We start from the raw sequence: 22,761 nt of genomic DNA, 5'->3' as shown, positions 1-22,761 counted from the left end.
ACGACCCCAGACGGTGATGTCGCGTCGTGCAAGTTGGGGACAGTTATTGGTTGACGGGTGGTGTCTTTGCGAATATACACCGAAACTGTGTCTGGAGGGGCCCTATGAGGTTCGTCCATGCCATATCTCCCCCGCCTGTCTTCTTGGGCCATCGCCATCTCGCTCGGCCTGCTCCACACCCTCGCGCCAGCTGGCGTCCACGCCCAGTGCGGCGACACGGTGGTGTCGGGGATGGAGACCTGCGACGACGGCAACATGATGTCGGGCGACGGGTGTGACGCGTCCTGCGACCTCGAGGCTGGCTACGCGTGCTTCACCAGCACCACGCCGTACCTGGACGTGAACATGTCGGGCATGTTCGACGCGGGCGACACGGACCTGACGGGGGTATCCACGACGCTTCGCAATCGGACCGTGTTCTTCGACGGTCCCGGGCCGCTCGCCATCTTCATGGACAGCATCGACGACGGCTTGGACCTGACAGTCAACGGGGTGCTCGTGGCGGACACCAGCACGGTGCACGCGGCGCCAGGCAACCCGGCGTTCCTCGAGGGCGACCTCGTGCAGTCCTGGCTGCCCAACACCAACGGGCTGCCGCGCCTGGTGGTCGTCGTCTCCGCGACGGGGCTGCGCTTCTACGGCACGCCGGGCCTGAACGACACCGTGGTCATCGAGCTCACCCCGGACCCGGCCATGGTGGCGCTGATGCCCTTCACGCTGGGGGCCGGGCAGAACAGCGTGCTCTACCAGATCGACAACGACGCGGGCGGACCCACCAGCGTGAACCTCTCGCACGCGAACGCGGGCCAGACCTGCCTTCCGTCGTGCGGCAGCGGGACGCTGGACTCCGGTGAGACCTGCGACGATGGAAACACCATGAGCGGCGACGGCTGCACGGCCAGCTGCGACGTCGAGCCGGGCTACACGTGCCCGACGCCCAACGTGAGCTGCGACGACATCGACGAGTGCATGACCGGCGCCGACAACTGCGACGCGAACGCCACCTGCATGAACACGCCCGGGAGCTTCACCTGCACCTGCAACATGGGCTTCGTGGGCGACGGCGTGACCTGTGTCGAGTGCATGGGGGACGGCGACTGTGGCGGCGGGACGGTCTGCGACACCGTGACCAACACCTGCGTGCTGTGCTTGGACACCGCCATGGGGGCGGGGCAGGACAACGGCTGTCCGGGCGCGGCGCCCATCTGTGATGGCGCGGGCACGTCGTCCGCTGTGTGCACCGCGTGCGTGGACGACACGTCCGGGATGCAGGACACGGGCTGCGGTGTGGCCACGCCAGCGTGTGTCGGCAGCGGCGCGATGCGCATGTGCGTGGAGTGCGCGAGCACGAGCGAGTGCAGCGGTGGCGAGGTGTGCGACACCGGCAGCAACACGTGTGTGCTCTGCTTGGACACGGCGGCGGGCGCGGGGCAGGACAGCGGCTGCGGCGCGGCGACGCCCATCTGCCAGGGCGCGGGCACGGCGGGGGCGACCTGCGTCGCTTGCGTGGACGACACGTCGGGCATGCAGGACACGGGCTGCAACGGGGCCGCGCCGGTGTGTGACCCGTCGCTCGGCGCCGGGACGTGCGTGACCTGCGAGGACAGCGCCATGAGCGGCACGGACAACGGCTGCAGCGCGGCCACTCCGGCTTGCTCGGGCAGCGGCGTCGGCAGCATGTGCGTCGAGTGCGAGGGCACGGGCGACTGCGGCGGCGGCGAGGTGTGCGACACGGGCAGCAACACGTGCGTGGCCTGCTTGGACACGGCGGCGGGCGCGGGCCAAGACAGCGGCTGCGGCGCGGCGACGCCCATCTGCCAGGGCGCCGGGACGGCCGGGGCCTCGTGTGTGGCGTGCGTGGACGACACCGTGGGCATGCAGGACACGGGCTGCAGCGGAGCGGTCCCCGTGTGCGACCCGTCGGTCGGGGCGGGCGTGTGCGTGGTCTGTGAAGACACCACGATGAGCGGCACCGACAACGGCTGCAGCGCCGCGGCACCCGCGTGTGTGGGCAGCGGCGTGGGCAGGATGTGCCTCGAGTGTGCGACCGACACGGACTGCAGCGGCGGCGAGGTCTGCAACACCAGCACGAACCTGTGCGGGACGTGCACGGACACCGCGCCCGGTGCGGGGCAGGACAGCGGCTGCGGCGTGGCCACGCCCATCTGCCTGGGCGCCGGGACCGGCAGCGCGGCGTGCGTCGCGTGCGTGGACGACACCTCGGGCATGTTGGACACGGGCTGCAGCGCGTCGGCGCCAGCGTGTGACCCGTCGGTCGGCGGGGGCACGTGCGTGAGCTGCGAGGACACCGTCGTGACCGGCACCGACAACGGCTGCAGCGCGGGCAGCCCGGCGTGTGTGGGCAGCGGCGTGGGCAGCATGTGCGTCGAGTGCGAGAGCACGAACGACTGCGCCGGCGGGGCTGTGTGCGACACGGGCAGCAACGCGTGCGTCGTGTGCTTGGACACGGCGACGGGCGCGGGGCAGGACAGCGGCTGTGGGAACACCACGCCCATCTGTGAGGGCGCGGGCACCGCGGGCGCGACCTGTGTGGCCTGCGTGGACGACACCACGGGCATGCAGGACACGGGCTGCGCCTCGGCCGCGCCCGTCTGCGACGCGTCGAGCGGCGCGCCGGTGTGCGTGAGCTGTGAGGACAGCGTCATGACCGGGACGGACAATGGCTGCAGCGCGGGTGTGCCCGCGTGCGTGGGCACGGGCGCCGGGAGCATGTGCGTCGAGTGCACGGCGGACACCGACTGCAGCGGCGGCGAGGTCTGCAACACCAGCACGAACCTGTGCGGGACCTGCACCGACACCGAGCCCGGCGTCGGTCAGGACAGTGGCTGCGGGGCCGCGACCCCGATGTGTGTGACGGCCATGGGCGGCGGGCAGCAGTGTGTCGCCTGCATCGACGACACGATGGGCATGCAGGACCTGGGCTGCGGTGCGGCGGCACCCGCGTGTGACGTCAGCGGCGCCGTGCCGGTGTGCGTGCAGTGCGAGCAGGACAGCGAGTGCCCGGGTGGCCTGTGCAACATGACCACCAACACCTGCGTCGAGTGTCAGAGCGACAGCGACTGCTCGGGGGCGACCCCGGGCTGCAACCTGCTGACCGAGACGTGCGTGGAGTGCACCGCGACGAACGTCACGCAGTGTTCCTCGTTCGAGGTGTGCGACACGATCAGCAGCACGTGCACGCTCACCCCGCGTGACAGCGACGGCGACGGCGTGCCGGACAGCGAGGATCCGGACGACGACGACGACGGCGTGCTCGACGTCGACGAGAACGGCGGGGTGGACTACTCCGGCGACAGCAACGGCAACGGCATCCCCGACTACATCGACCCGAGCCTCCCCGGCTACGTGGACGCAGACGCGAACGATGTGCGGGACGACATCGACCCGGACGGCGACGGCGTCCCGAACAGCCTCGACCTGGACAGCGACGCGGACGGCATCACCGACCTGGGCGAGTCGAGCGCGCCCGAGCTGGACGTGGACGGCGATGGACGAGTCGACGGAGCGGACAGCGACATGGACGGTGTGCGCGACGAGGCGGACTCCGCCCCGAGCGACCCTGGCGTGAGCGGCTCCCTGGTGAGCGGCCTCGACACGGACCGCGACCTGCGCCCGGACGCCTACGACGAAGACGCCGACGGCGACGGGGTGCTCGACGCGACGGAAGGTCACGACGCGAACATGGACGGCGTCGCGGATCGCGACCCGCTGGGCGTGGACGCCGACGGTGACGGCCTGGACGACGCGTTCGACCCCGATCAGGGTGGCGTGCGCGCGCCGGTGCAGGACACCGACATGGACACGAAGCCGGACTTCCAGGACGTGGACGACGACGAGGACGGCATCGACACCATCGACGAGGAGCCCAACCCGGACATGGACCCGGACACGGACGACGCCGTGGACAGCGACATGGATGGGACGCCCGACTACCTGGACCCCGACCCCCGACCCTGCACGCAGGACGCGGACTGCGGCGTGCTGGCGTGCGACACGACGGCTGGCGTGTGCGTCGAGTGCACTGCGACCAACGACAGCCTGTGCGACGGCGACGAGGTGTGCGACGTGGTGGCCCACAGCTGCGACCCGACGGACGCCGACGGCGACGGCAGCCCGGACCGCGAGGATCCGGACGACGACAACGACGGCATCCCCGACGTGGACGAGGGCGGCGGCGTGGACTACTCGGCGGACAGCAACGGGAACGGCATCCGCGATCACCTGGACCCGAGCCTGCCCGGCTACACCGACGCGAACATGGACGGCGTGCGCGACGACCTCGACCCGGATGGGGACGGCATCCCGTCGTTCCTGGACCTGGACAGCGACGGCGACGGAATCACGGACATCGCGGAGTCGAGCGATCCGACGCTGGACACCGACGGAGACGGCCGCGTGGACGGCGCCGACAGCGACGGCGACGGCCTACGCGACGCAGCGGACACCGCGCCGAACGACGCGAACGTGTTCAGCTCGACGGTGACGCAGCGCGACACGGACGACGACCAGACCCCCGACGCGCTCGACCTGGACGCGGATGGCGACGGACGCCCCGACGCGACCGAGGGTCACGACGCGAACCACGACGGACGGCCGGACACCGTGCCGAGCGGCGCGGACAGCAACGGCGACGGACTGGACGACGCGTTCGACCCGAGCCTCGGCGGCACCCGCGCGCCGGTGCAGGACACGGACACGGACGGCGAGCCCGACTTCCAGGACGTGGACGACGACGGGGACTTGATCCCCACGCTGCAAGAGGGCGACGAGACGGTGGACGGCGATGGCGACGGAACGCCCGACTACCTGGACCCCGACCAGGGCACGAGCACGTTCGGCACGGGCGGTGTCTCGGGCGGCGCGCTGTGCGCGACGCGGCCCGGGAGCGGCAGCGGTGCCTGGCTGTGGGTCGGCCTCGGGTTGGTGCTGCTCGGCCGGCGTCGGCGCCGCTGAGGGCGATGGGGAGTCGCCGCTGCTGTGTGCCGACGCAGTGGCGGTGATCTCTCTGGGTGGGAGGGCGGGGACGCGTGCTGTCGCGAGGACGTGCACACTCACGAGGACGCGGACGAGGACGTGCACACTCACGATGACGCGCACGCGCACGCGCACGACCACGAGAACGAGAACGAGAACGAGAACGAGAACGAGTGCGGGTGCGGGTGGGACGACGGGTGCGAGTTGGGCCTCTCGTGGGCGCTGATGGGTGTATCATCGGCTGATGATCCCGTGGCTGGACACCACCTACGAACCGCTGTTGGTCCAGCTCTTCCCGGCGTCCTACACGTACGAAGAGATCGACGCCGGGTTCACGCGCTTCGAGCAGTACTGCCTCGAGCGGCGGCGCACGGAGCCGAACCTACGCATCGCGGTCATCTCGGACCTGAGCTTGCTGAAGAAGAGCAACGCGCGGAACCGGAGCCGGCTCACCCAGGCGTACCAGACCCTCGGCGAACCGATGGAGGCGGCCACCATCTGCCAGGCCCTGATCCTGCCGCGTGCCGTGTTGCGCCACGCAGCCACCGCCGTGTTCTGGGTGCGCCGGCCGCGCTGGCCCATCAAGGCGTTTGCGAAACAGGAGGACGCGCTCGCGTGGATCGCGAGTCTGTTCGAGGCCGAGGGCACGACGATGCCCATGCCTGCGCCGTGGTGGCTCGGTCATGACCGCTCCGACTACGAGGAGCCTGGCGAGCTGTGAGCTCCGTGTCCTTCGGGCTCCGGCTGGGCGGCTGCGGCGCTGAGCCAGTGGCTATGCGGCCAGCACCGCGCTGACGCGCGCGATCCACGGGGCCTGCGACTCGACCACCTCGAGGTCCTTCCCGGTGGCCTTGCGCGCGGCGCGAACGGCGAGGACGACGCTCGGGGCGGTGGCGGCGACCATGACCTGCGCCATCTGGTTGCGGACCTCCACCGACCACCGTGTGAGTCGCAGCTGCGCGCCCATGGCGTAGCCTGTGGCAGCGGTCCAGTCGTGGTACGCGCGGGCCTCACCCGGGCGCTGCGCGATGGCCACGTCGACGCCAGCTGCGAGCGCGTCCGCGAGCGTGGCGCTCATGCGTCCGTGCAGGCGGCTGATGGCGAGTCCCTCGCCAGGGAGCCACAGCTCGAGCACCGCGCCTGCGTCTTCGTGGCGCCGGTCCGAGGGGCCGAGCCGGGCGGCGAGCACGTCGAGGACGTCGAGCGCGGGCGTCACGCGGCGGCCTCCTCGGGTGCCCACCCGAGGCGCGCGCGCTGGGTGTGGTCGTCCAGCCGGGCGAGCAGCTCCTCGCGACTGGGGACCACGAGCTCGCTCATCAGCCCCACGCGCTCCAGCCCTCGCGCGATCAGGTAGAGCACGTCGATCTGTCCGGGCAGCAGCCCCGACCGCACGGAGCTCGGGAACGCGTGGTGCCCGTTGTGCCACCCCTCGCCGAACGTCAGGAGCGCCAGCACCGGGTTGTCGCGGCTGGAGTCCCCACTCTTCCAGGTCTGTCGACCGACCAGGTGCAGCAGCGAGTTCACAGCGTCGCCGAGCACGAAGTACGTGAGCTGCTGCAGGTAGAGCAGCGGCAGGGCCCACACGCCGAAGCAGGCGTAGGCGACCAGCCAGCTGAGGAAGACGTGACCGAGCACCAGCACAGCGTATGGGGTCGGTCGGCTCACCGCGGCGTAGAACGGGACGCGCGCGATGTCGCGGGCGAAGCGCACGTGTTCTTGGTTGGAGCGTGGCCGCCAGAACGCGTCGAACACCATGCGCAGCGGGCCCCCGAGACTGTAGAGCGCGCACAGCCACGGCTCGGTTCGGCCGATGTACCAGCCTGCGTGCGCCACCCAGAAGCCGTGCCGCACGGGCGAGTGTGCGTCTGCGTCGGTGTCGGTCGCGGCGTGATGGTGGCGGTGGTTTCCGACCCACTGCACCGGGGTGCCGGCCGGCAGCACGAACGCGACCAGTGGGTAGGCCAGGGCAGGGTGCATCTTGGCGGCGCGGTGTACCAGGACGCGGTGGTAGACGAGCCCCACGCCGACACCGATGCCGAGGTACTGCACCAGCGCCAGCAGCGCGAACCAGCCGCGCGCGACGCCGAAGCCCGCTGCGCTCGAGAAGCCCGGCGCCGCGTGCAACCACCTGAGCGCGAGGAAAGTGGCAACGAGGTAGAGCCCGAACACGAGGAGCGGGCCGCGGAGGGAGGGGCGTGGGTCGCGGGGTGTCATGGTGGTCCTCAAGAGCGCTGCGCGGCGAAGTCCCACCGCAGGTCGAATTGCACGCGGTCGCTGTGTCCGAAGCCGCGCAGCGGGCCGGGCTCGCGGCCCTCGTGGTACAGGAGGTACCCGAGGCGCAGGCGCAGCGCGTCGGTGGGGCGATAGCTCACGAAGGCGCGCCCCAAGAGGCCGCCCTCGCCGCGGTCGCCGAACACCACCAGCGCGAGCTCCAGCTCGACGCGGTCGCGCGCGAGCCGGTGCTGGTAGCGCAGGGCCGTGGCGGAGAGCGTGAAAGGCAAGAGCGGGCGCAGTGCGTCGCCGTTGCTCTCGGCGCGGTCGTTCGGGGCGTAGGTAGCCCGCCGGTGCTCGGCGCTCAGCACCACCCCCGGGAGGCCTTCGTAGCGCAGCCCGAGCACGGCGCCGAACAGGTCACGCCGCTCGGCGAGCACGACCGGGGCGGGGACGCTCGGGTCCGCGACCGCGATGGGCTTGCCGACCTCGGCCAGCGCCTCGAAGGACAGCACCCACGCACCCACCGCGCCCTGCGCCGCCACGCCGAGCTGGTCGTAGAAAGGGTGCGCGAGCGGCAGGTCCACGCGGGGGTTCGCGAGCGCTTCCATCTCGGGGAAGCGCAGGAGGCCCAGGCGGTCGCGCAGCCGCGCGTAGATCACCTCGGCGCTGACGGGGCCGAGCTCGAAGCGCGCGCGGGCGAACGGCTGCTGGGCGCGCCGGCTCACGCCGCGCACGTCGTCCTGGTAGCGGAGGTCGCGCGTGGCGAGCAGGACGTGGAGCTCGGTGCCGGCCACGCCAGGGGCGTTCAGCAGCAGGTCGCGCACGGGGCTGAACTCGCCCAACGGAGCAGGCCGGAGGCCGTAGTGCGCCTCGTGAAGGACGCCCACCTCGAGGCGGTGTGGACCGAAGAACAAGCTGAGTCGCGAGGAGAACGTCGGTAGTCGCGTCGCGGCGGGGTCCGTCAGGCCCGGCTCGCGCAGGTCCCGAGGGGCGACCACGTCGACCACGCCCAGGAGGTCGGCGGTGCCCATGGCGTGCACCAGCGCGCCCGTGGCCAGCTCCGCGTGGGCGCCGCTCAGCGCGAGGTAGCTCTCGTCGATGCGCACGAGCCGCTCGTAGGCGTCGCGGTCTACCGCGGGCTCGTTGTCCAGGTACGCGAGGTCATAGGCTGCGTGTCCCCCAACCTGCGCACGGAACAGCCCGCGCCGATAGCGCAGCGTGAGCGTCGTCCAGGCGCGCGCCTTCGCGAGCACCCCACGGCCCGCGGGGGGGGGACGCAGCGCCAGCTCCGTCGCCAGCGTGCCGCGCAGGGAGAGCGCGTGCCTGTTCGATCCGACACCCTCGGCGTCGTCTCCGCCTGTCGCGGTGACCTCGCCGTGCGCGTCGACGGCACCAAAGCCCACGGCGTCGCCGAACCCCACGACGTCCGCCCCGTCGGTGCCGCTCACGTCGGCGTCGCCCACCTCGGCGTCGCCCGCGTCACCCGACCCACCTCGACCCGATGGGGTCGCGTCCGTGGCGCTCGGGGCCGTCACCGGACCGAAGCCGACGGCGTCCGCCGCGGCCGAGCCCTGTGCCCGCGCTACGCCAGACAGCCCGCCCAGCTGCGCGACCGTCACGCACACGAGGGCCGCCGCGGCGCGCGTGACGGGCCCGTGGCCGGCGCGGAGTCGAAGGACCCTCACGGACGTGCTCCTCAGAGGCCCCGCTCGAGGCGCGCGGGCGTGAACAGTCTCTCGTTCACCGAGCTGTCGCCCACGTTGACGCTGACCTGCTCCAGCACGGTCTCGGACAGCAGTGTCTCACCACGCAGCGTGCGCGCGACCACCTGCTGCGGCATCCACACACCGCTCACCTGGCGGACCCCCGCGACCTGCACGTACTTCACCACGCCGCTGCGGGACGTGTAGGCCTTCGTCCGCAGCGCCAAGAGGCTGCGCTGTCCGATCCACAGCTCCATGCGGGTGTAGCCCGTTTCGCGCTGCGTGCGCGCCTCGCGCGGCGTGAGCTCGATGTGCCACGTTCGCTCGTCGCCCACCTGCTCGCCACTTCGCACGAGGCGCGCGTCGTAGCGTTCCGGGTCAGGCAGGGTGAAGTCCGCGAAGCTGAAGTCGGAGCCCGCGAACGCGCCGGACCGCGAGGCCGTGGAGATGCGCGTCGTGCGGCGCATGGCTGGCATGTAGAGCCACTGCTCGTCGTCGCGGGTGGCGTCGAAGTGGTCCACCGTCAGCAGGCCCATCTCACGAATGTCGGCCGGCGACTCGAACACCGCGAGGGTGCGCACGCCGCCTTCGAAGCGCAGCGCCCATGTCCGCATCGTCCGCACGCGCTCGGCCGCGCCCGCCTCACGGATGGTCATCCGCATCTGCGCCGAGACGCGCTGCCCACTGTCGCGGTCCCGAGCGGCGCGCAGGATGCGCTGAGGGTCCGTAGTGTCGGCTGGGAGCTGGGCGACCGCTGGCGTCAGCGCGATCAAGAGACCGCAGAAGGCGAGGGCGCCGACGAACGGCGTGCGACGTGAGGGCCGCAGCACCGTGGCATGCGCGTGGCGCGAGGTGCGTCGCGCGGCAGGGGACACGGGGCGCGGGCTCGGGGGCGTGTGGGTGGGATGCATGATTCGCTTCAGTCGAGGACGGGGGCCAGGGGTTCAGGCGCGCGTCGCGCCAAGCGGAAAGGAGTCGGACGGGGGGAGCGCGTCGTCCGCGGGCTCGCCGTCGGCCGGCGTAGCCACGGACACGTCTGTCGGGTCGTGGCTCGCGAACTGCGCGTCGGCGTCGAGCGGGACCGGCAGCGGCATGACCGCCAGGAGCGCGGGCGTGAACACCAGGTCGCAGAGCAGCGCCAGCGCGATCAGCGTACCTCCCAGCAAGCCCATCATCTGGTTCATGTTGAAGTCGGAGAGCATCAAGATGAAGAAGCCGCACGCCAGCACCACGCTCGAGCTGACGAGCGCAGAGCGCAGCTCGAGCACCGCCTGGACCACCGCCTCCTGCGCCAAGAGCCCGCGCGCGCGCAGCGTGCGGTAGCCCGCCAAGAGGTGCACCGTGTCGTCCACCGACATGCCGATGCCGATGCAGAACGCGATGCCTGGGAGGGGATCGATGACCGCGCCGCTGAGCGAGTACAGCGCCAGCGTGACGGCGACGGGCAGCGCGTTGGGCAGGATGGACGCGAGCGCGACCCGACCGCTGCGGAACACCACGCCGATGGCCAGGACCACGAAGAACAGCGCCACGGCCACCGACTGCACCAGCTCTTGGCTGAGGCGGTTCATGCCCTGGTATGCGACCGGCGCTTCCCCGGTCATGCGGATCTGCACGCCCGTCCCTTCGAACAGGCGCGCCGCTTCAGCTTCCACGGCGGTCTGCATGGCGACGATGTAGCGGGCGCCGCCGTCGCGTGTGGAGCTGCGCAGGCGCGTGTGGCTCCGGTCGGCGTTCACCAGCTGGTCCACGATGCGGTCTGGGCTCGCCTCGGCCATGAACAGCAGCTGCGACACGGTGGTCTCGTCGTCGGCCACCTCGTCCTCGCCGCCCAGCTCGGTCGAGAGCTGCCGCACGACGGAAGCGAGCGAGATGGGGCGCGCGACCTCGTAGTGCGACTCGATGTAGCGCCCGAGGGCGTCGACGCGTCGCAAGATGGCAGGGTCGTCCATCTGCCCGGGGGCGCCCAGCAGCGACACCTCCACGGGGACGATGCCGGCCATGTGCTCGTCGAGCATGCGGTTGCCCACCGAGATGGGGTGATCCGCGTAGACGTTGTCCGAGATGCGGTAGTCGTAGACGATGCCAGACGCCGCGGCGAGGAGGCCCACGAGCAGCAGCGACCCGAGGACGCTGGTCGCGATGGCCACGGGCCGACGGGTGATCACGCGCAGGAAGCGCTCCAGCGCGCGGCCCGCCGCACCCATCGGAGCCGTCCCCGGGGCGCTCGCGTCGTTCTCCACCACGCGCACCATGCGGTCACCGAGCAGGCTCAGGCACGCAGGGAGCACGCTCGACACGACGACGAAGCTCATCATGACGCCAGCCGCCAGGTAGAGACCGAAGCCGCGCAGCACGTGCATCTCGGCCGCGTACAGGCTCGCGAACCCGATGGCGGTGGTGAGGCTGGTGAGGAACGAGGCGCGCGTGACGTGCAGCGTGGTCTCGTGCACGGCCTCAGCCTGTGCGAGCCCGCCCTCGCGCTCCACGCGGTAGCGCTGCAGGAAGTGCACGGCGTTCGCGACCACCACGACCATGAGGAGGATCGGGTAGATGAACGTGATCTGGTTCAGGTCGTCGCCAGCCAGGCCGATCACGCCGGCGGTCAGCACCGTGCTCACGGTGATGCACAGCAGCGACACCAGCATCCCCAGGAAGCGCCGCAGGAAGACCAGCAACAACACGGCCAGGACGGCGGTGCACAGCGGCGCCAGGAAGAGTAGGTCTCCCTGCATGGTGGAGATGGCCCCGAGGCGCGTGAAGGGGATGCCCGCCCACGACACCGAGACGGGCAGGTCGGCCGCGTCCAGCTCGCGTTGCACCAGCGCCTGGAACTCCTCCGCCGGTCCGACGAGGGTCTCGTACGTGTCGATCTCGGGCCGCAGCTCGGCGGCGACGAGGAACACGCGCCCGTCGGAGCTCACCAGGCGGTTCCCGCCGAGCAGGCTGCGGTCGACGGTGCGCAGGCGCTCTTCGAACGTGCCCTCGAAGGGCGAGCCCTCGCCGAAGGCGGGCGCGATCACGAGCGCGTCGTCGGCGTCGCGCCACTGCACCGAGGTCTCGGTGACGGAGTACACGCGGGTGACGTTCTCGTCCGCCAAGAGCGCCTGGCCGATGCGCTCGACCACGGGCACCAGCCGCGCGTCCATCGCCTGCTCGGACTCGAGCACCGCCACGAGCACTCCGTCGTCGGCGCCGAACTGCTGCCGGTACGTCTCTCGGAAGTCGCTGGCCGCGCCGTCGGTGGCGAAGAGCTGCGCGAAGTTGTTGTCCACGCGCACGTTCCGCGCGAGGAAGCCGGCGAGCAGCATGCTGCCCACGACGAGCAGCAAGGTGGCCCGCGGGCGCAGGGTGACGAACTGAGTGAAGCGCTTGATCATGGCTGGGACTCGGACAGGGCCGCCTGCGCGGCTCGGTGACGGAGGAGCTGGTGATACGCGTACTCGTGCACGAGCATGTGCCAGTGCAGGTCCCGCGCGGGGTCGAAGGTGGGGCTTCCGAGCCAGGTGGGGAACTTCACCGGCGTCCAGCTGCGGAAGGTGTCGTCGCCCGTCAGGTTGGCGAGCGTGGTGAGCAGGGACTCGTCGAACTGGAAGCTGTTGATGGCCCGCTCCAGCACGGGCTCGTCGGCGCAGAAGGCGATCCAGAAGCACGAGACGTAGAGCGTCGTGTACGTGTCCAGCGACAGCAGGCGGCGCGCGTCGGGCAGCGTGTCGATGGGAGGCATGGCGAGCATGCCGAAGTCCAGCTGCGCGAGCGGGACGCGCGCGTGCACGTCCGCCACCTCGGACTCGCCCAAGTCGATGACCAAGTTGAAGACGTTCACGTCGTGGCGGATGGTCGCGTTCATGCCGTCCCAGTGCCCGAGGTGCTCGGGGCGCGTGGGCAGCAGGTCCACCTCCGCGACGTCACCGCGACCCGCGTTGCGCGCGATGAAGTTCACGATCTGCGTCTCGATCACGAAGTGGCGCAGGATGAACTCGGCCGCCTCGGGCGACGCGAACCAGCGCCCGAAGAAGACGCTGCCCCAGCTGAGCAGGCGCTGTGACGACAGCTGCACGGGCAGCACGCGCTTGACGATCAGCACCAGCCGCAGCGCGACCAGCACCAGGACCTTCACCGTGGGGAAGAGGTAGCGGCGCGTCCAGCGCTGGGCATCACGCACTTGAGACGCCACGCTCGCCGGGTCCATCGGCAGGGTGGGGTCGACGGAGAGGGCATGAAAGAGCCCCGGGTTGTCCCGGTCACGAGGCTGCGCCTTGCGCGCGACGGGTGCGAGGTCGGTCGCGGGCAGGGACAGCCCCGGGTAGGATGCGCCGCCACTCGGCATCAGACGTTCCCGAGCTCTTCGAGCTGCAGGCAGTAGAGGCGCCCGACGGTGCGGGCCGTCTTGACGATGCGCTCGGCGACGGGCCCCGTGATGAACGGCGCGCTCAGGATGGTGCGCAGCTTCTCGTAGTGGTCGTCGTCGTTCTCGCCGTGGTAGGCGAGGAAGCTCACCGCGTCGTCGCCGAGCCCGGTGTGCTCCTTGATCTGCTCGGCCCAGCGACCGGCCTTGGCCTGGCCCAGCCCCTCGATGATGAACATCGCGCCGAACATGTTGAGTGGGTTGGGCTGCAGCGCGTTGTGGAACATGTAGGCGGAGAAGGCCTCGGAGCCCACGTTCTTTGGCGCGCTGACGATCTCTTCGAGCTTGCCGCCGGCCGCGACGTAGTTGCGCTCCAGCATCTGGTAGTCGCGGTGCTCCTCCGCCGCGTGGCGGATCATGGTCGAGCGCACCAGGAACAGCTCCTGGCCCATGGAGGCCGCGATGTGCGCGATCCAGCGACCGCCCTCGATGACCTGCTGGCGCAGGTTGAGCAGCAGCTGCCGGTAGTCTTCGACGGTGACCTCGCCGCTCTCGATCGCACGCACGACGGGCACCTGGGCGAGGCGCTCGCAGAACTGCTGCCACACGAAGGCGAGCTCGGTCGCGAGGTAGCGCTGCACCTCGCCCGGATGGTTGGCGAAGGACAGACCGAGCGGCGAGCGCTCGAGCGCGTTCTGCAGGTCGAGCTCGGTGCGGGGGAGGCGAGAGGCGTATGGGGCGACGGTGGTCATCTTCGGTTCCGGGGCTGTGGGTGACTTGGGAGCGGGCGTTGCGAGGACGGACTGCGTGGAAGCGCCAGGCAGCGGTTGGGCGTGGGCGGCGATGGGTGTGCTCGGGGGACGCCACGCGGCGGCCGCGGTCGTCACGCTGCCCGTGGTCCGCGCCGACGCGAGCGAGGCTTCGTTGCCGTCGGCGTCGAGGTCCTCCGGGCCGACCACCGTCAGGTGGCCGTAGCAGGCGGTCATGCGACCCGACTCGGGCACCATGATCAGGATGCGCTGACCGCGCTTCAGCATCCCGGAGCGGACCGCCTCCTCCAGCATGATGAAGATGCTGGCGGAGCCCGTGTTGCCCTTCGTGCGCAGGTTCGTCCACACGGACTCGGGGTTCAGGCCGCTGTCCTTCAGCCAGCCGCGCAGCTTCTCCACCATGAAGTAGGAGCTGACGTGCGGCATGAACCAGTCGATGTGCGCGGGGTCGATGCGGCCCTCGAGGGCCAGGCGCTTGAACTCGCGCGGGACGATGTCGAGGATGCCTTGCTCCAGCAGCTTGGTGTCCTGGCGGATCAAGAACATGCCCTCGCGGTCCGCCGCGGTCGCCGTCTTCTGGCTCAGCCAGGTGCTGCCGACGCGAGGGTTCGACGGGTCGTTCTGTCCCATGTACATGCACGTCGCGTACTCGTTCGCGAACGAGCGCAGCGTCAGCCAGTCGACGCGCAGCGACAGGCCGTCCGGGCGCGGCTTGCCCTCCACCACCACCGCGCCCGCACCGTCGGAGAGCATCCAGCGCAGGAAGTCGGCGTTGAAGTACTGGTAGGAGCCCGCGGGGTCTTCACGCTCGGGCGCCAGCTGGCTCTCTTCGGCGAAGCGGTCCCCACGCAACACAGGCGAGGGGAGCTCGCTGCCGCCCGCGACGGCCACGGCGTGCTCGCCGAGGCGCACGGCGTTCACCGCGTGCCGCAGCGCGGCCAGGCTCGAGGCGCACACGCCGGAGGACGACAGCGTCTCGAGCGGGGCGCCGCCGAGACGACCGTGCACCATCGACGCGAAGCCGGGCATGAGCACGTCCGGGATCGTGGTGCCGAGGCTGAGCATGCCCACGCGCTCGAGCGCGTAGCTGCGGTCTCGGAGGGCATCGCGCACGGCGTGCGCGGCCAGCTCCTCGTTGAGGTGCGTCTGGCGGCCCTCGGGGTCGATGGCGTAGTGTCGCGACGCGATGCCGTTGTTGCGCAGGATGCGCTTGCGGTAGCGGCTGGGCGCGCCAGCCACGAGGCCCAGGCGCTCTTCCATCGTGTCGTTGTCGACTGGCGCACCGGGGAGGTAGGCGCCGACGGCGGTGATATAGGCAGGTGCTGTCATGGTGGAGTCGAGGAGTGGACGCAGCCGTGCCTTCGTCGGCCAGGTGGACTCCGGCCGGACCGGCACGGGGCCGGAGCTGCGGGTGGTAGCGGGGACGTGGGCGCCAAAATGACGCGCCGCGTCGTACACACGCATACCTGGACTCACACCGCGTCGTGGACAAGCGGGGGATCCGCGAATATTCGGAACGTGTGTTCCGAGAATGATCGAACGTGCGGTGAAATGTCTATGAAAGACAAGGGGTTGCCGGCGATGACCTGCTCGGTGATTTTCTGACGCATCGCGTCATTGGTGATTTACATCACACGGGAGATCGCAGAAGCAGACGCGCTCGAGCTTGGAGTACGACGCAACAGGGCTGCTCGCGAAGTCCCGTCCGAGCGACACCGCGCCTGTGAACGAGCGCCCACCCACCGCTGCGGCCACGCCTATCGACAACGGTCCTGCCGCCACCAAGGCTCGCCATGGGAGCGCCAGTCAGCTCGAAGGGCACAGCCGTCGTGCGGAGGGCGGAGCGTGATGCCACGGCGTCGGCGCCGCACATGTCCAGGGGGCTGCGGGCGCGTCTGCGGAGGCCAGGCTCCGCGTCAGGCCGAGAGGGCCGTGCGGACGTCTGAGTCGTGCTCGCGGCTGAGCAATGCTTCGCGCTCGGCATCGTCGAGGCCGACGCTCGCCAGCACGCGCGCCGCAGCGAGACGTACGGGGCGGATGAAGAAGCCGCTGTCGTCGCGGAGCAGCTTGAGCAGACGCGGCGTCGAGATGCGACGCGGCAGCAGCGCGAGGGCCGCGATGGTCGCCAGGCTGACCTCGGCGTCGATGTCACGCAGCGCGTCGTCGACGGGGCCCAGGGTCTCGTCGTCGTCGACCCCGCCGCTCGCCATGCAGCGGATCAGCGCGGCGACCGAGGCTGCGCGCGTGACTGGGCTCCAGTAGCCCTCCGGGTCGGCCAAGACGAACCGCAGGGACTGCTCGATGTCGCCCTTCAGGGCACCTTCGGCGACCTCGCCGAGCGCGCCCAGGCAGTCCGCGGCGGATGCGGCCACCTCGGCGCTGCCATCGCTCAACGCGGCCACCAGGGCAGGGACGGCTGGCGCGCCAGCGTCTTCGCCGAAGCGTTGGATCGCCTCGGCGCGTGCGCTCCACGAGATCGCGGCGAGGCCTTTGCGGAGCGCCAGAAGGCTCGCCGCGGCCTGCTCACCGCGCTTGGCCGGTGGCTCCTCCTGGGCGGTGCTCGCGGACTCCACAGTTGCGGTCCCCGACGCTCGAGCTCCCGCTGACTCGTCCAGTGCGGGCGGCGTGTGCACATCCGGCGTGACATCGTTCCGCACGGGCCCGGACGCCGCCGCAGCTGCAGTGGCCGGGTTCGTCCGCGGCCCCTCAGCAGTGTTGGCCGCTCCCGGCCATGAGAGCCCGAAGCGCTCCAGCAGCGCGGCGGCTGTGCCTTCGCGCAGGGACTTCTCGCCCCGGCTCACCAAGCGCGCCACCGCTGGGTATCGCTGGCTCACGCGCTTCAGCGTCTGGTCGCCGATGCGCTGGACGCGCGCAGGCAGTGGAGACTCGAGCAGGCGGGCGATGAGCTCCGGCAACTTTTGCGAGCGGAGCGAACGAAGGCTGATGGAGCGCGCGGACATGTGCGTCGCTTAGCACGCGAGCGCCCCCGGAGCGCCCCTCGGGCGGGGACCTCGTGGGAGGTTCGGTACGGATTTTTCGCGTTGGAAACGCCTGTGTCGCTGAATCGACATCCACGGGCGCCTCCTCGAGCGGACACGTCGTGTCAGTCGCGGCGGTACATGGTCACCACGCACGCGCCACCCAGCCCCAGGTTGTGCTGGAGCGCCACACGCGCACCCTCCACCTGGCGCTGCTCCGCCTGGCCACGCAGCTGCCACACCAGCTCGGTGCACTGCGCGAGCCCCGTGGCGCCCAGGGGGTGCCCCTTGGACAAGAGGCCCCCCGAGGGGTTCGTCACCACCTTGCCCCCGTAGGTGTTGTCCGCGTCCCAGATGAACTGCTCCGCGCCGCCCTCGGGGCACAGACCGAGCCCCTCGTACGTGAGCAGCTCGTTGGCCGTGAAGCAGTCGTGCAGCTCGACCACGTCCACGTCCTCCGGGCCGACCCCTGCCGCTTCGTAGACCTTCTGCGCCGCCGTCTTGGTCATGTCGTAGCCCACCATCTTGACCATCGAGCGCTCCTCGAAGCTGCTGGCGTAGTCGGTGGTCATGGCCTGGGCCGCGATGTACACGGCGTTGGTGATGCCGTGCTTGGCGGCGAACTCGTCCGAGCACAGGATGGCCGCGCCCGCGCCGCAGGTGGGTGGGCAGCATTGGTAGCGCGTGAGCGGGTCGAACACGTCGGGCGAGGCCATGACCTCTTCGAGCGTGAGCGTGTTGTTGAACAGCGCGTAGGGGTTGCGGCTGGCGTGCTGGCGCGCCTTTACGGCGATCTGCCCGAACGTCTCGCGCTTGGTGCCATGCTGGAAGCGGTACTCGCGCCCCGCGCCGCCGAACATCTGCGCAGCCGGCGGGGCCTGTGTGACGCCCTGCATGCTGACCATGACCTCGGCGTGCAGCCCGAGCGGGTTCTCGCGGTCGTTGAACTTGTTGCCCAGCGCGCCGCGCTCCATCTTCTCGAAGCCCAGCGCCAGCACACACTCGGCCAGGCCGCCCTCGATGGCCTGACGCGCGAGGTAGAGCGCGCTCGAGCCCGTGGAGCAGTTGTTGTTGACGTTGACGACGGGGACGCCGGTGAGCCCCAGCTCGTAGACCGCGCGCTGCCCGCAGGTGGAGTCCCCGAAGACGTAGCCGCAGTAGGCTTGCTCCACCTCCGTGTAGGCGATGCCGGCATCCGCGAGGGCGAGCGCACCCGCCTCCTTGGCCATCTCGTGGTAGTCGGGGCTCGCGCCGGGCTTGGCGAACTTCGTCATCCCGACACCGATTACGTTGATGCGACGCTTCATGTGCTTGCTCCCGTTACTTGGCCTGCTCGAGCTGCCGCGCGAGCATGAGGTCCCCGTCGATGGTGAGGGCGCCCTTCTGGAAGAGCTCCTGCATGTTGGCTTCGCCACGGACCAGCGCGCCCAGCTGCGCGTCGCCCACGGTGATGGTCGCGGCCGCGTCGTCGCGGCTCCCCTCGGACACGCTCGGCGGGTTGGCGCCGAGGTCGATGGACCACGCACCGTCGGGGTCCTTCACGCGTAGCTGCACCACGCCGGTGCGCGCCGGCTGCGTCGTGAGCCGCGCGCCGAGGGCCGCGATGGCGTCGGCCGCTTCGGCCTTGCGGGCTGCGGCCTTGGCGCTGGTCGCGGCCGGTGCCGTCGCCCCGCCACCCGCCAGCCGAGCCTTGCGGGCGTCCTCCACGCGCTGCTTGTCCATGCCTTGCAGCACCGACAGCTTGTTGGACGCCATCACGTTGCCGCTGATCTTCAGCTGACCGCCGAAGAAGAGCTTCTGCACCGCGGCCATGTCGCCCCCGAAGAGGGTGGGGAGGTACTTGGTGTCGAGCGCGATGGTCACGTCGGGACCGCTCAGCTCGCCGGGCCCCGCGCCGCCCGGCGCGCTCTTCAGGTCGATGAAGAAGCTGCACGTCGGGTTCTCGAAGTGGAACTGGAAGCCCGTCTTGGCCTTGTCCACCAGCTCGGGCTTCTGCGCGATCTCGGCCGCCACCGCGCTGAAGAGGTCACCCACGGTCACCTCCTGCGACTCCCCGCCCGCCCCACCAGCGCTGCCCGTGGACACCGCGCCCGAAGCGGCGCTCGCGCCACCACCAGCGGCCACGCGACGCGCGCGGGCCTCCTCCACCAGCTTCTGATCCATGGCCTGCAGCGCCGCGAGCTTGTTGGACGCCATCACGTTGCCGCTGATCTTCAGCGTGCCGCCGAAGTACAGCTTCTGGACGGCCGCCAGGTCTCCGCCGAAGAGCTTCTCGCCGTGCTCCGTGTCGATCTCGAGCGTGACGTCGGGTGCGTCCAGCACACCCGCGCCCGCCGCGCCCGGCGCGTTCTTCAGGTCGATGAAGTAGCTCTGGTCCGGCGCGTGGAAGTGGAACTGGAACGACGTCTTGGTCTGGTTCGCCAGCTGCGGGTTCTGCCCCACGTACGTGGCGACCCCCGCGAAGATGTCCGCCAGGGTGACGCCTTGTTCGACTGCAGGTGCGCCGGCGCCCGAGGCCGCCGACGTGGCCGCGGCTGGCGCTGCCTTCGCCACGGGCTTGGGTAGCTCGGCGAACAGCTCGACCGCGGCGTTCTTGATGACCACCTCGTCGCGCTCCTTCACGCGTGTCTCGAACACCACGCGCGTGTCGCTCTCCTTCCACATGCGCGTCACCAGGGTCTCGCCGGGGAACACGTTCTTCGCGAAGCGCACCTTGATGCTCTTCATGAAGCGCCCGTCGTTCTTGGCGAACGCCTTGATCACGTGGCGCCCGGCGTATCCGTAGGTGCACAGCCCGTGCAGGATGGGGCGCTCGTAGCCAAAGGCCTTGGCGAAGTCCGGGTCCGCGTGCAGCGGGTTCCAGTCGCCCGAGAGGCGGAACAGGAGCGCGTTCTGCGCGTCGGTCTTCTCCTCGATGACGGCGTCCGGCTCACGCGCGGGGGGCACGTTGACGTCCGCGCTCGGCCCGCGCTGCCCGCCCCAGCCGCCGGCTCCCTTCACGAACGAGGTCATCTCGTTGTAGGCCACCTCGTTGCCGTCCTCGTCCAGCGAGGAGATGGCGAACGTGACGACGGCGTTGGGGTCCTTGTCGAAGGCCTCCTTGAACTTGAAGACGTGCTTCAGCTTGGCCTTCTTGGGCATGGGGCCGCGCAGCTCGGTGTACTGCTCGCCGTGCAGCAGCCGGTCGAAGCCGAAGCTCATGCCGGGCAGCGTCAGCGTGCCCTCCTTGGCGGCCTTCAGCATGGCGCTGATCTGCGGCATCACGCCGAACGTGGGCAGCGCCTGGAACTCGCTCCCCAGCTCGTACACGAACTTGAGCTCGCTCTTGTCCAGCGCGTCGCGCGCGGCGCCCACGCCCAGCGCGTACAGCGCCAGGTCGTTCTCGTCGTAGCTGGACTCGAGCTCGACCGTGGTCTTGGTGGCCACGTCCAGGTCGATGAACTCGTTGCCGCCCAGGCTGGGCTGCGTGACGTTGCGCAGCACGGGCGCCATCGACTCGTTGATCGTCGTGGGGTGCTCGCTGTCCTCGAAGTCGGTGATCTTCGACCAGCGCGCGGCCACGTCGTCCACCGTGAAGGCGCGCGAGATGGGGAACAGCGTCCCTGCGGTGCGCTCCCAGCGCAGCTTGGCCACGTACCCCGCGCCCACCTCGAACAGGCCCTTGGTCTCTTCGCAGTCCTCGTGGCACAGCCACGCCACCAGCGGGCTCACCGCTTCGGGCTTGAGGGACTTCAGGATCTCGGCCGGCAGCACCGTCTCCGTCAGGCGCGACGCAGCGATGGGCGCGATGGTGTTCACGTGGACTTTCTTGTTGCGCCCCTCTTCCGCCAGCGTGTTCGCGAGGCCCATCAGGCCCAGCTTGGCGGCGCTGTAGTTGGCCTGACCGAAGTTGCCGTAGATGCCCGCCGCCGAGGTGGTCATCACGATGCGCCCGTAGCCCTGCTCGCGCAGGATGGGCCACGCTGCGTGGCTGACGCTCATCGAGCCCGTCAGGTGCACGGCCAGCACGATGTCCCAGTCCGCCTGGGTCATCTTCGCGAAGCTCACGTCGCGCAGGATGCCGGCGTTGTTGATGACGATGTCCACGCGCCCGAACGCGTCCACGGCCGTCTTCACGATGGCCGCGCCGTCCACGACCGAGTCGTAGTTGGCCACCGCTTGGCCGCCCGCCGTGCGGATCTCGTCCACGACCTTGTCCGCCGCCGACGACGACTTGCCTTCGCCGGTGGCCGCGCCGCCCAGGTCGTTGACCACCACCTTCGCGCCCAGGCTGCCCAGCAGCAGCGCGTGGGAGCGGCCGAGGCCTGCGCCCGCGCCTGTGACAATCGCGACTCGGTCATCGAAACGTAGCTTGCTCATTGGCTTCTTTCCCTGGGCGCGTGCGCCTTGTGTGATGGTCCGGTGAGGGCGAGGTGGAGCGCGCGGCGGTCGCCTAGATGCTGCGCGAGATGAGCTCCTTCATGATCTCGTTGGTGCCGCCGTAGATGCGGTTGGCGCGCGTATCGATGTAGGCCTTCGCGATGGGGTACTCGAGCATGTAGCCGTAGCCGCCGTGCAGCTGGACGCACTCGTCCACCACGCGGCTGAGCAGGTCGCTGACCCAGTACTTGGCCGCGCACGCCGCCTCTGGGCTGAGCTTGCGCTCCAGCACCAGCTCCATGCACTTGTCCACGTAGACGCGCGCGATCTGGATCTCGCTGCGCATCTCGGCCAGCTTGAAGCGCGTGTTCTGGAACGCCGCGACGGGCTTGCCGAAGGCCTTGCGCTGCTTGACGTACTCGACCGTGGTCGCCAGCGCGAACTCGGCGCCCGCCGCGCACATGATGGCGATCATCATGCGCTCCCATGCCAGCTCCTTCATGAGCATGATGAACCCCATGCCCTCCGTGCCCAGCAGGTTGGCCTTGGGCACGCGCACGTTGTCGAAGAAGAGCTCGCAGGTGTCCTGCCCCTTCATGCCCACCTTGTTGAGCGGCTTGCCCTTCGTGAAGCCCGCGCGGTCCGCCTCGACGATCATCAGCGACACGTTGGCCGAGCCCTTCGCGCCCTCGCCGGTCTTCACCGCGACGATGGCCATGTCGCAGAGGAAGCCGTTGGTGATGAAGATCTTGGCGCCGTTGATGACGTACTCGTCTCCCTCGAGCTTGCCCGTGGCCTGAATGCCCTGCAGGTCGGACCCGGTGCCGGGCTCGGTCATGGCGATGGCCGTGACCACCTCGCCGCTCGCCATCTTCGGCAGCCAGTGCTCCTTTTGCGTGGGCGTACCGAAGTTCAGCACGTAGTTCGCGACGATGTCGGAGTGCAGCGAGAAGCCACTGGCCGAGTCGCCCACGCGCGCCTGCTCCTCCATCAGGATCATGGAGTAGAGGCGGTCCACGCCCGCACCGCCGTACTCGGCGGGCAAGGTGCAGCACAGGAGGCCGAGCTCACCCGCGCGGTTCCACAGCGCGCGGTCGATGTGCTGCTGCGCCTCCCACTTGGCCTGGAAGGGGGCCACCTCGGTCTCGAAGAAGCGCCGGGCGGTGCCGCGGAAGGTCTCGTGGTCGGCGTCGAAGAGGGTGCGCGGCATCATCGGCGCGACGGGCTTTGGGACGTGCAGGCTGCTCATGCCGGGCACGCTAACAGTTCCAATACGTACGTACAACTTGTAAAATCGCCCAGGGTCGTTACCCTTGCTTCGGGCTTGAATTCAGGCCATTCCCCTCCGCCGCGTGCCTCCGCAGCCCAGCTGTCGGGACCCGCAGCTCCCCCGC

The 22,761-nt window shown here is 70.1% G+C and carries 13 protein-coding genes; 2 read left to right on the top strand and 11 right to left on the bottom strand.

The window, feature by feature from the left end; genetic code table 11:
• The first annotated feature begins 117 nt into the window (after positions 1-117).
• Entirely contained in the window at positions 118-4,974 is a 4,857-nt protein-coding gene (locus tag H6726_24785; protein MCB9660886.1) for a DUF4215 domain-containing protein, read from the top strand.
• Between the two features lie 265 nt (positions 4,975-5,239).
• Entirely contained in the window at positions 5,240-5,716 is a 477-nt protein-coding gene (locus tag H6726_24780) for a hypothetical protein (GenBank protein MCB9660885.1), read from the top strand.
• A gap of 51 nt (positions 5,717-5,767) precedes the next feature.
• Here H6726_24780 and H6726_24775 read toward each other — a convergent pair whose 3' ends face one another.
• The 11 genes from H6726_24775 to H6726_24725 form a co-directional block, all read right to left on the bottom strand.
• On the bottom strand, positions 5,768-6,211 hold the full coding sequence (locus tag H6726_24775) for a hypothetical protein (GenBank protein MCB9660884.1): 444 nt from the start codon (positions 6,209-6,211) through the stop codon (positions 5,768-5,770).
• The gene (locus H6726_24770) at positions 6,208-7,209 is read right to left on the bottom strand and encodes a fatty acid desaturase (GenBank protein MCB9660883.1); all 1,002 of its coding nucleotides are present in this window, start codon (positions 7,207-7,209) and stop codon (positions 6,208-6,210) included. The genes H6726_24775 and H6726_24770 overlap by 4 nt, the downstream gene beginning before the upstream one ends.
• A gap of 8 nt (positions 7,210-7,217) precedes the next feature.
• A complete protein-coding gene (locus tag H6726_24765) occupies positions 7,218-8,894 on the bottom strand; it encodes a hypothetical protein (protein MCB9660882.1) in 1,677 nt (558 codons plus the stop codon).
• Positions 8,895-8,905: 11 nt separating this feature from the next.
• Positions 8,906-9,823, bottom strand: a complete 918-nt coding sequence (locus H6726_24760) for an outer membrane lipoprotein-sorting protein (GenBank protein MCB9660881.1) — start codon at positions 9,821-9,823, stop codon at positions 8,906-8,908.
• Between the two features lie 33 nt (positions 9,824-9,856).
• Positions 9,857-12,292, bottom strand: coding sequence for an MMPL family transporter (locus H6726_24755; protein ID MCB9660880.1), 2,436 nt, complete (start codon positions 12,290-12,292; stop codon positions 9,857-9,859).
• Positions 12,289-13,242 (bottom strand): hypothetical protein, encoded by a 954-nt coding sequence (locus H6726_24750; protein MCB9660879.1) that lies wholly within the window; start codon positions 13,240-13,242, stop codon positions 12,289-12,291. Before H6726_24750 ends, H6726_24755 begins: the two co-directional genes overlap by 4 nt.
• The gene (locus H6726_24745; GenBank protein ID MCB9660878.1) at positions 13,242-15,359 is read right to left on the bottom strand and encodes a 3-oxoacyl-ACP synthase; all 2,118 of its coding nucleotides are present in this window, start codon (positions 15,357-15,359) and stop codon (positions 13,242-13,244) included. The genes H6726_24750 and H6726_24745 overlap by 1 nt, the downstream gene beginning before the upstream one ends.
• Before the next feature lie 587 nt (positions 15,360-15,946).
• Complete coding sequence (locus H6726_24740; GenBank protein ID MCB9660877.1) at positions 15,947-16,945, bottom strand: hypothetical protein; 999 nt, start codon at positions 16,943-16,945, stop codon at positions 15,947-15,949.
• Positions 16,946-17,133: 188 nt separating this feature from the next.
• Positions 17,134-18,315 (bottom strand): lipid-transfer protein, encoded by a 1,182-nt coding sequence (locus H6726_24735; protein MCB9660876.1) that lies wholly within the window; start codon positions 18,313-18,315, stop codon positions 17,134-17,136.
• Positions 18,316-18,328: 13 nt separating this feature from the next.
• Positions 18,329-21,367 (bottom strand): SDR family NAD(P)-dependent oxidoreductase, encoded by a 3,039-nt coding sequence (locus H6726_24730; protein MCB9660875.1) that lies wholly within the window; start codon positions 21,365-21,367, stop codon positions 18,329-18,331.
• 73 nt (positions 21,368-21,440) lie between these two features.
• Positions 21,441-22,616 (bottom strand): acyl-CoA dehydrogenase family protein, encoded by a 1,176-nt coding sequence (locus H6726_24725; protein ID MCB9660874.1) that lies wholly within the window; start codon positions 22,614-22,616, stop codon positions 21,441-21,443.
• Positions 22,617-22,761 lie beyond the last annotated feature (145 nt).

Source organism: Sandaracinaceae bacterium, from assembly GCA_020633055.1.
GTDB lineage: Bacteria > Myxococcota_A > Polyangia > Polyangiales > Houyiibacteriaceae > JADJJE01.
The sequence above is the reverse complement of the archived record's forward strand: the minus strand, read 5'-3'. Positions and strand labels throughout refer to the sequence as shown.

Excerpts from the sequence above, each read along its gene's own strand:
- H6726_24755 (MCB9660880.1), bottom strand. The coding sequence starts at position 12,292 with ATGATCAAGCGCTTCACTCAGTTCGTCACCCTGCGCCCGCGGGCCACC.
- H6726_24745 (MCB9660878.1), bottom strand. The coding sequence starts at position 15,359 with ATGACAGCACCTGCCTATATCACCGCCGTCGGCGCCTACCTCCCCGGT.
- H6726_24785 (MCB9660886.1), top strand. The coding sequence starts at position 118 with ATGCCATATCTCCCCCGCCTGTCTTCTTGGGCCATCGCCATCTCGCTC.
- H6726_24750 (MCB9660879.1), bottom strand. The coding sequence starts at position 13,242 with ATGCCGAGTGGCGGCGCATCCTACCCGGGGCTGTCCCTGCCCGCGACC.
- H6726_24730 (MCB9660875.1), bottom strand. The coding sequence starts at position 21,367 with ATGAGCAAGCTACGTTTCGATGACCGAGTCGCGATTGTCACAGGCGCG.
- H6726_24760 (MCB9660881.1), bottom strand. The coding sequence starts at position 9,823 with ATGCATCCCACCCACACGCCCCCGAGCCCGCGCCCCGTGTCCCCTGCC.
- H6726_24725 (MCB9660874.1), bottom strand. The coding sequence starts at position 22,616 with ATGAGCAGCCTGCACGTCCCAAAGCCCGTCGCGCCGATGATGCCGCGC.
- H6726_24780 (MCB9660885.1), top strand. The coding sequence starts at position 5,240 with ATGATCCCGTGGCTGGACACCACCTACGAACCGCTGTTGGTCCAGCTC.
- H6726_24770 (MCB9660883.1), bottom strand. The coding sequence starts at position 7,209 with ATGACACCCCGCGACCCACGCCCCTCCCTCCGCGGCCCGCTCCTCGTG.
- H6726_24735 (MCB9660876.1), bottom strand. The coding sequence starts at position 18,315 with ATGAAGCGTCGCATCAACGTAATCGGTGTCGGGATGACGAAGTTCGCC.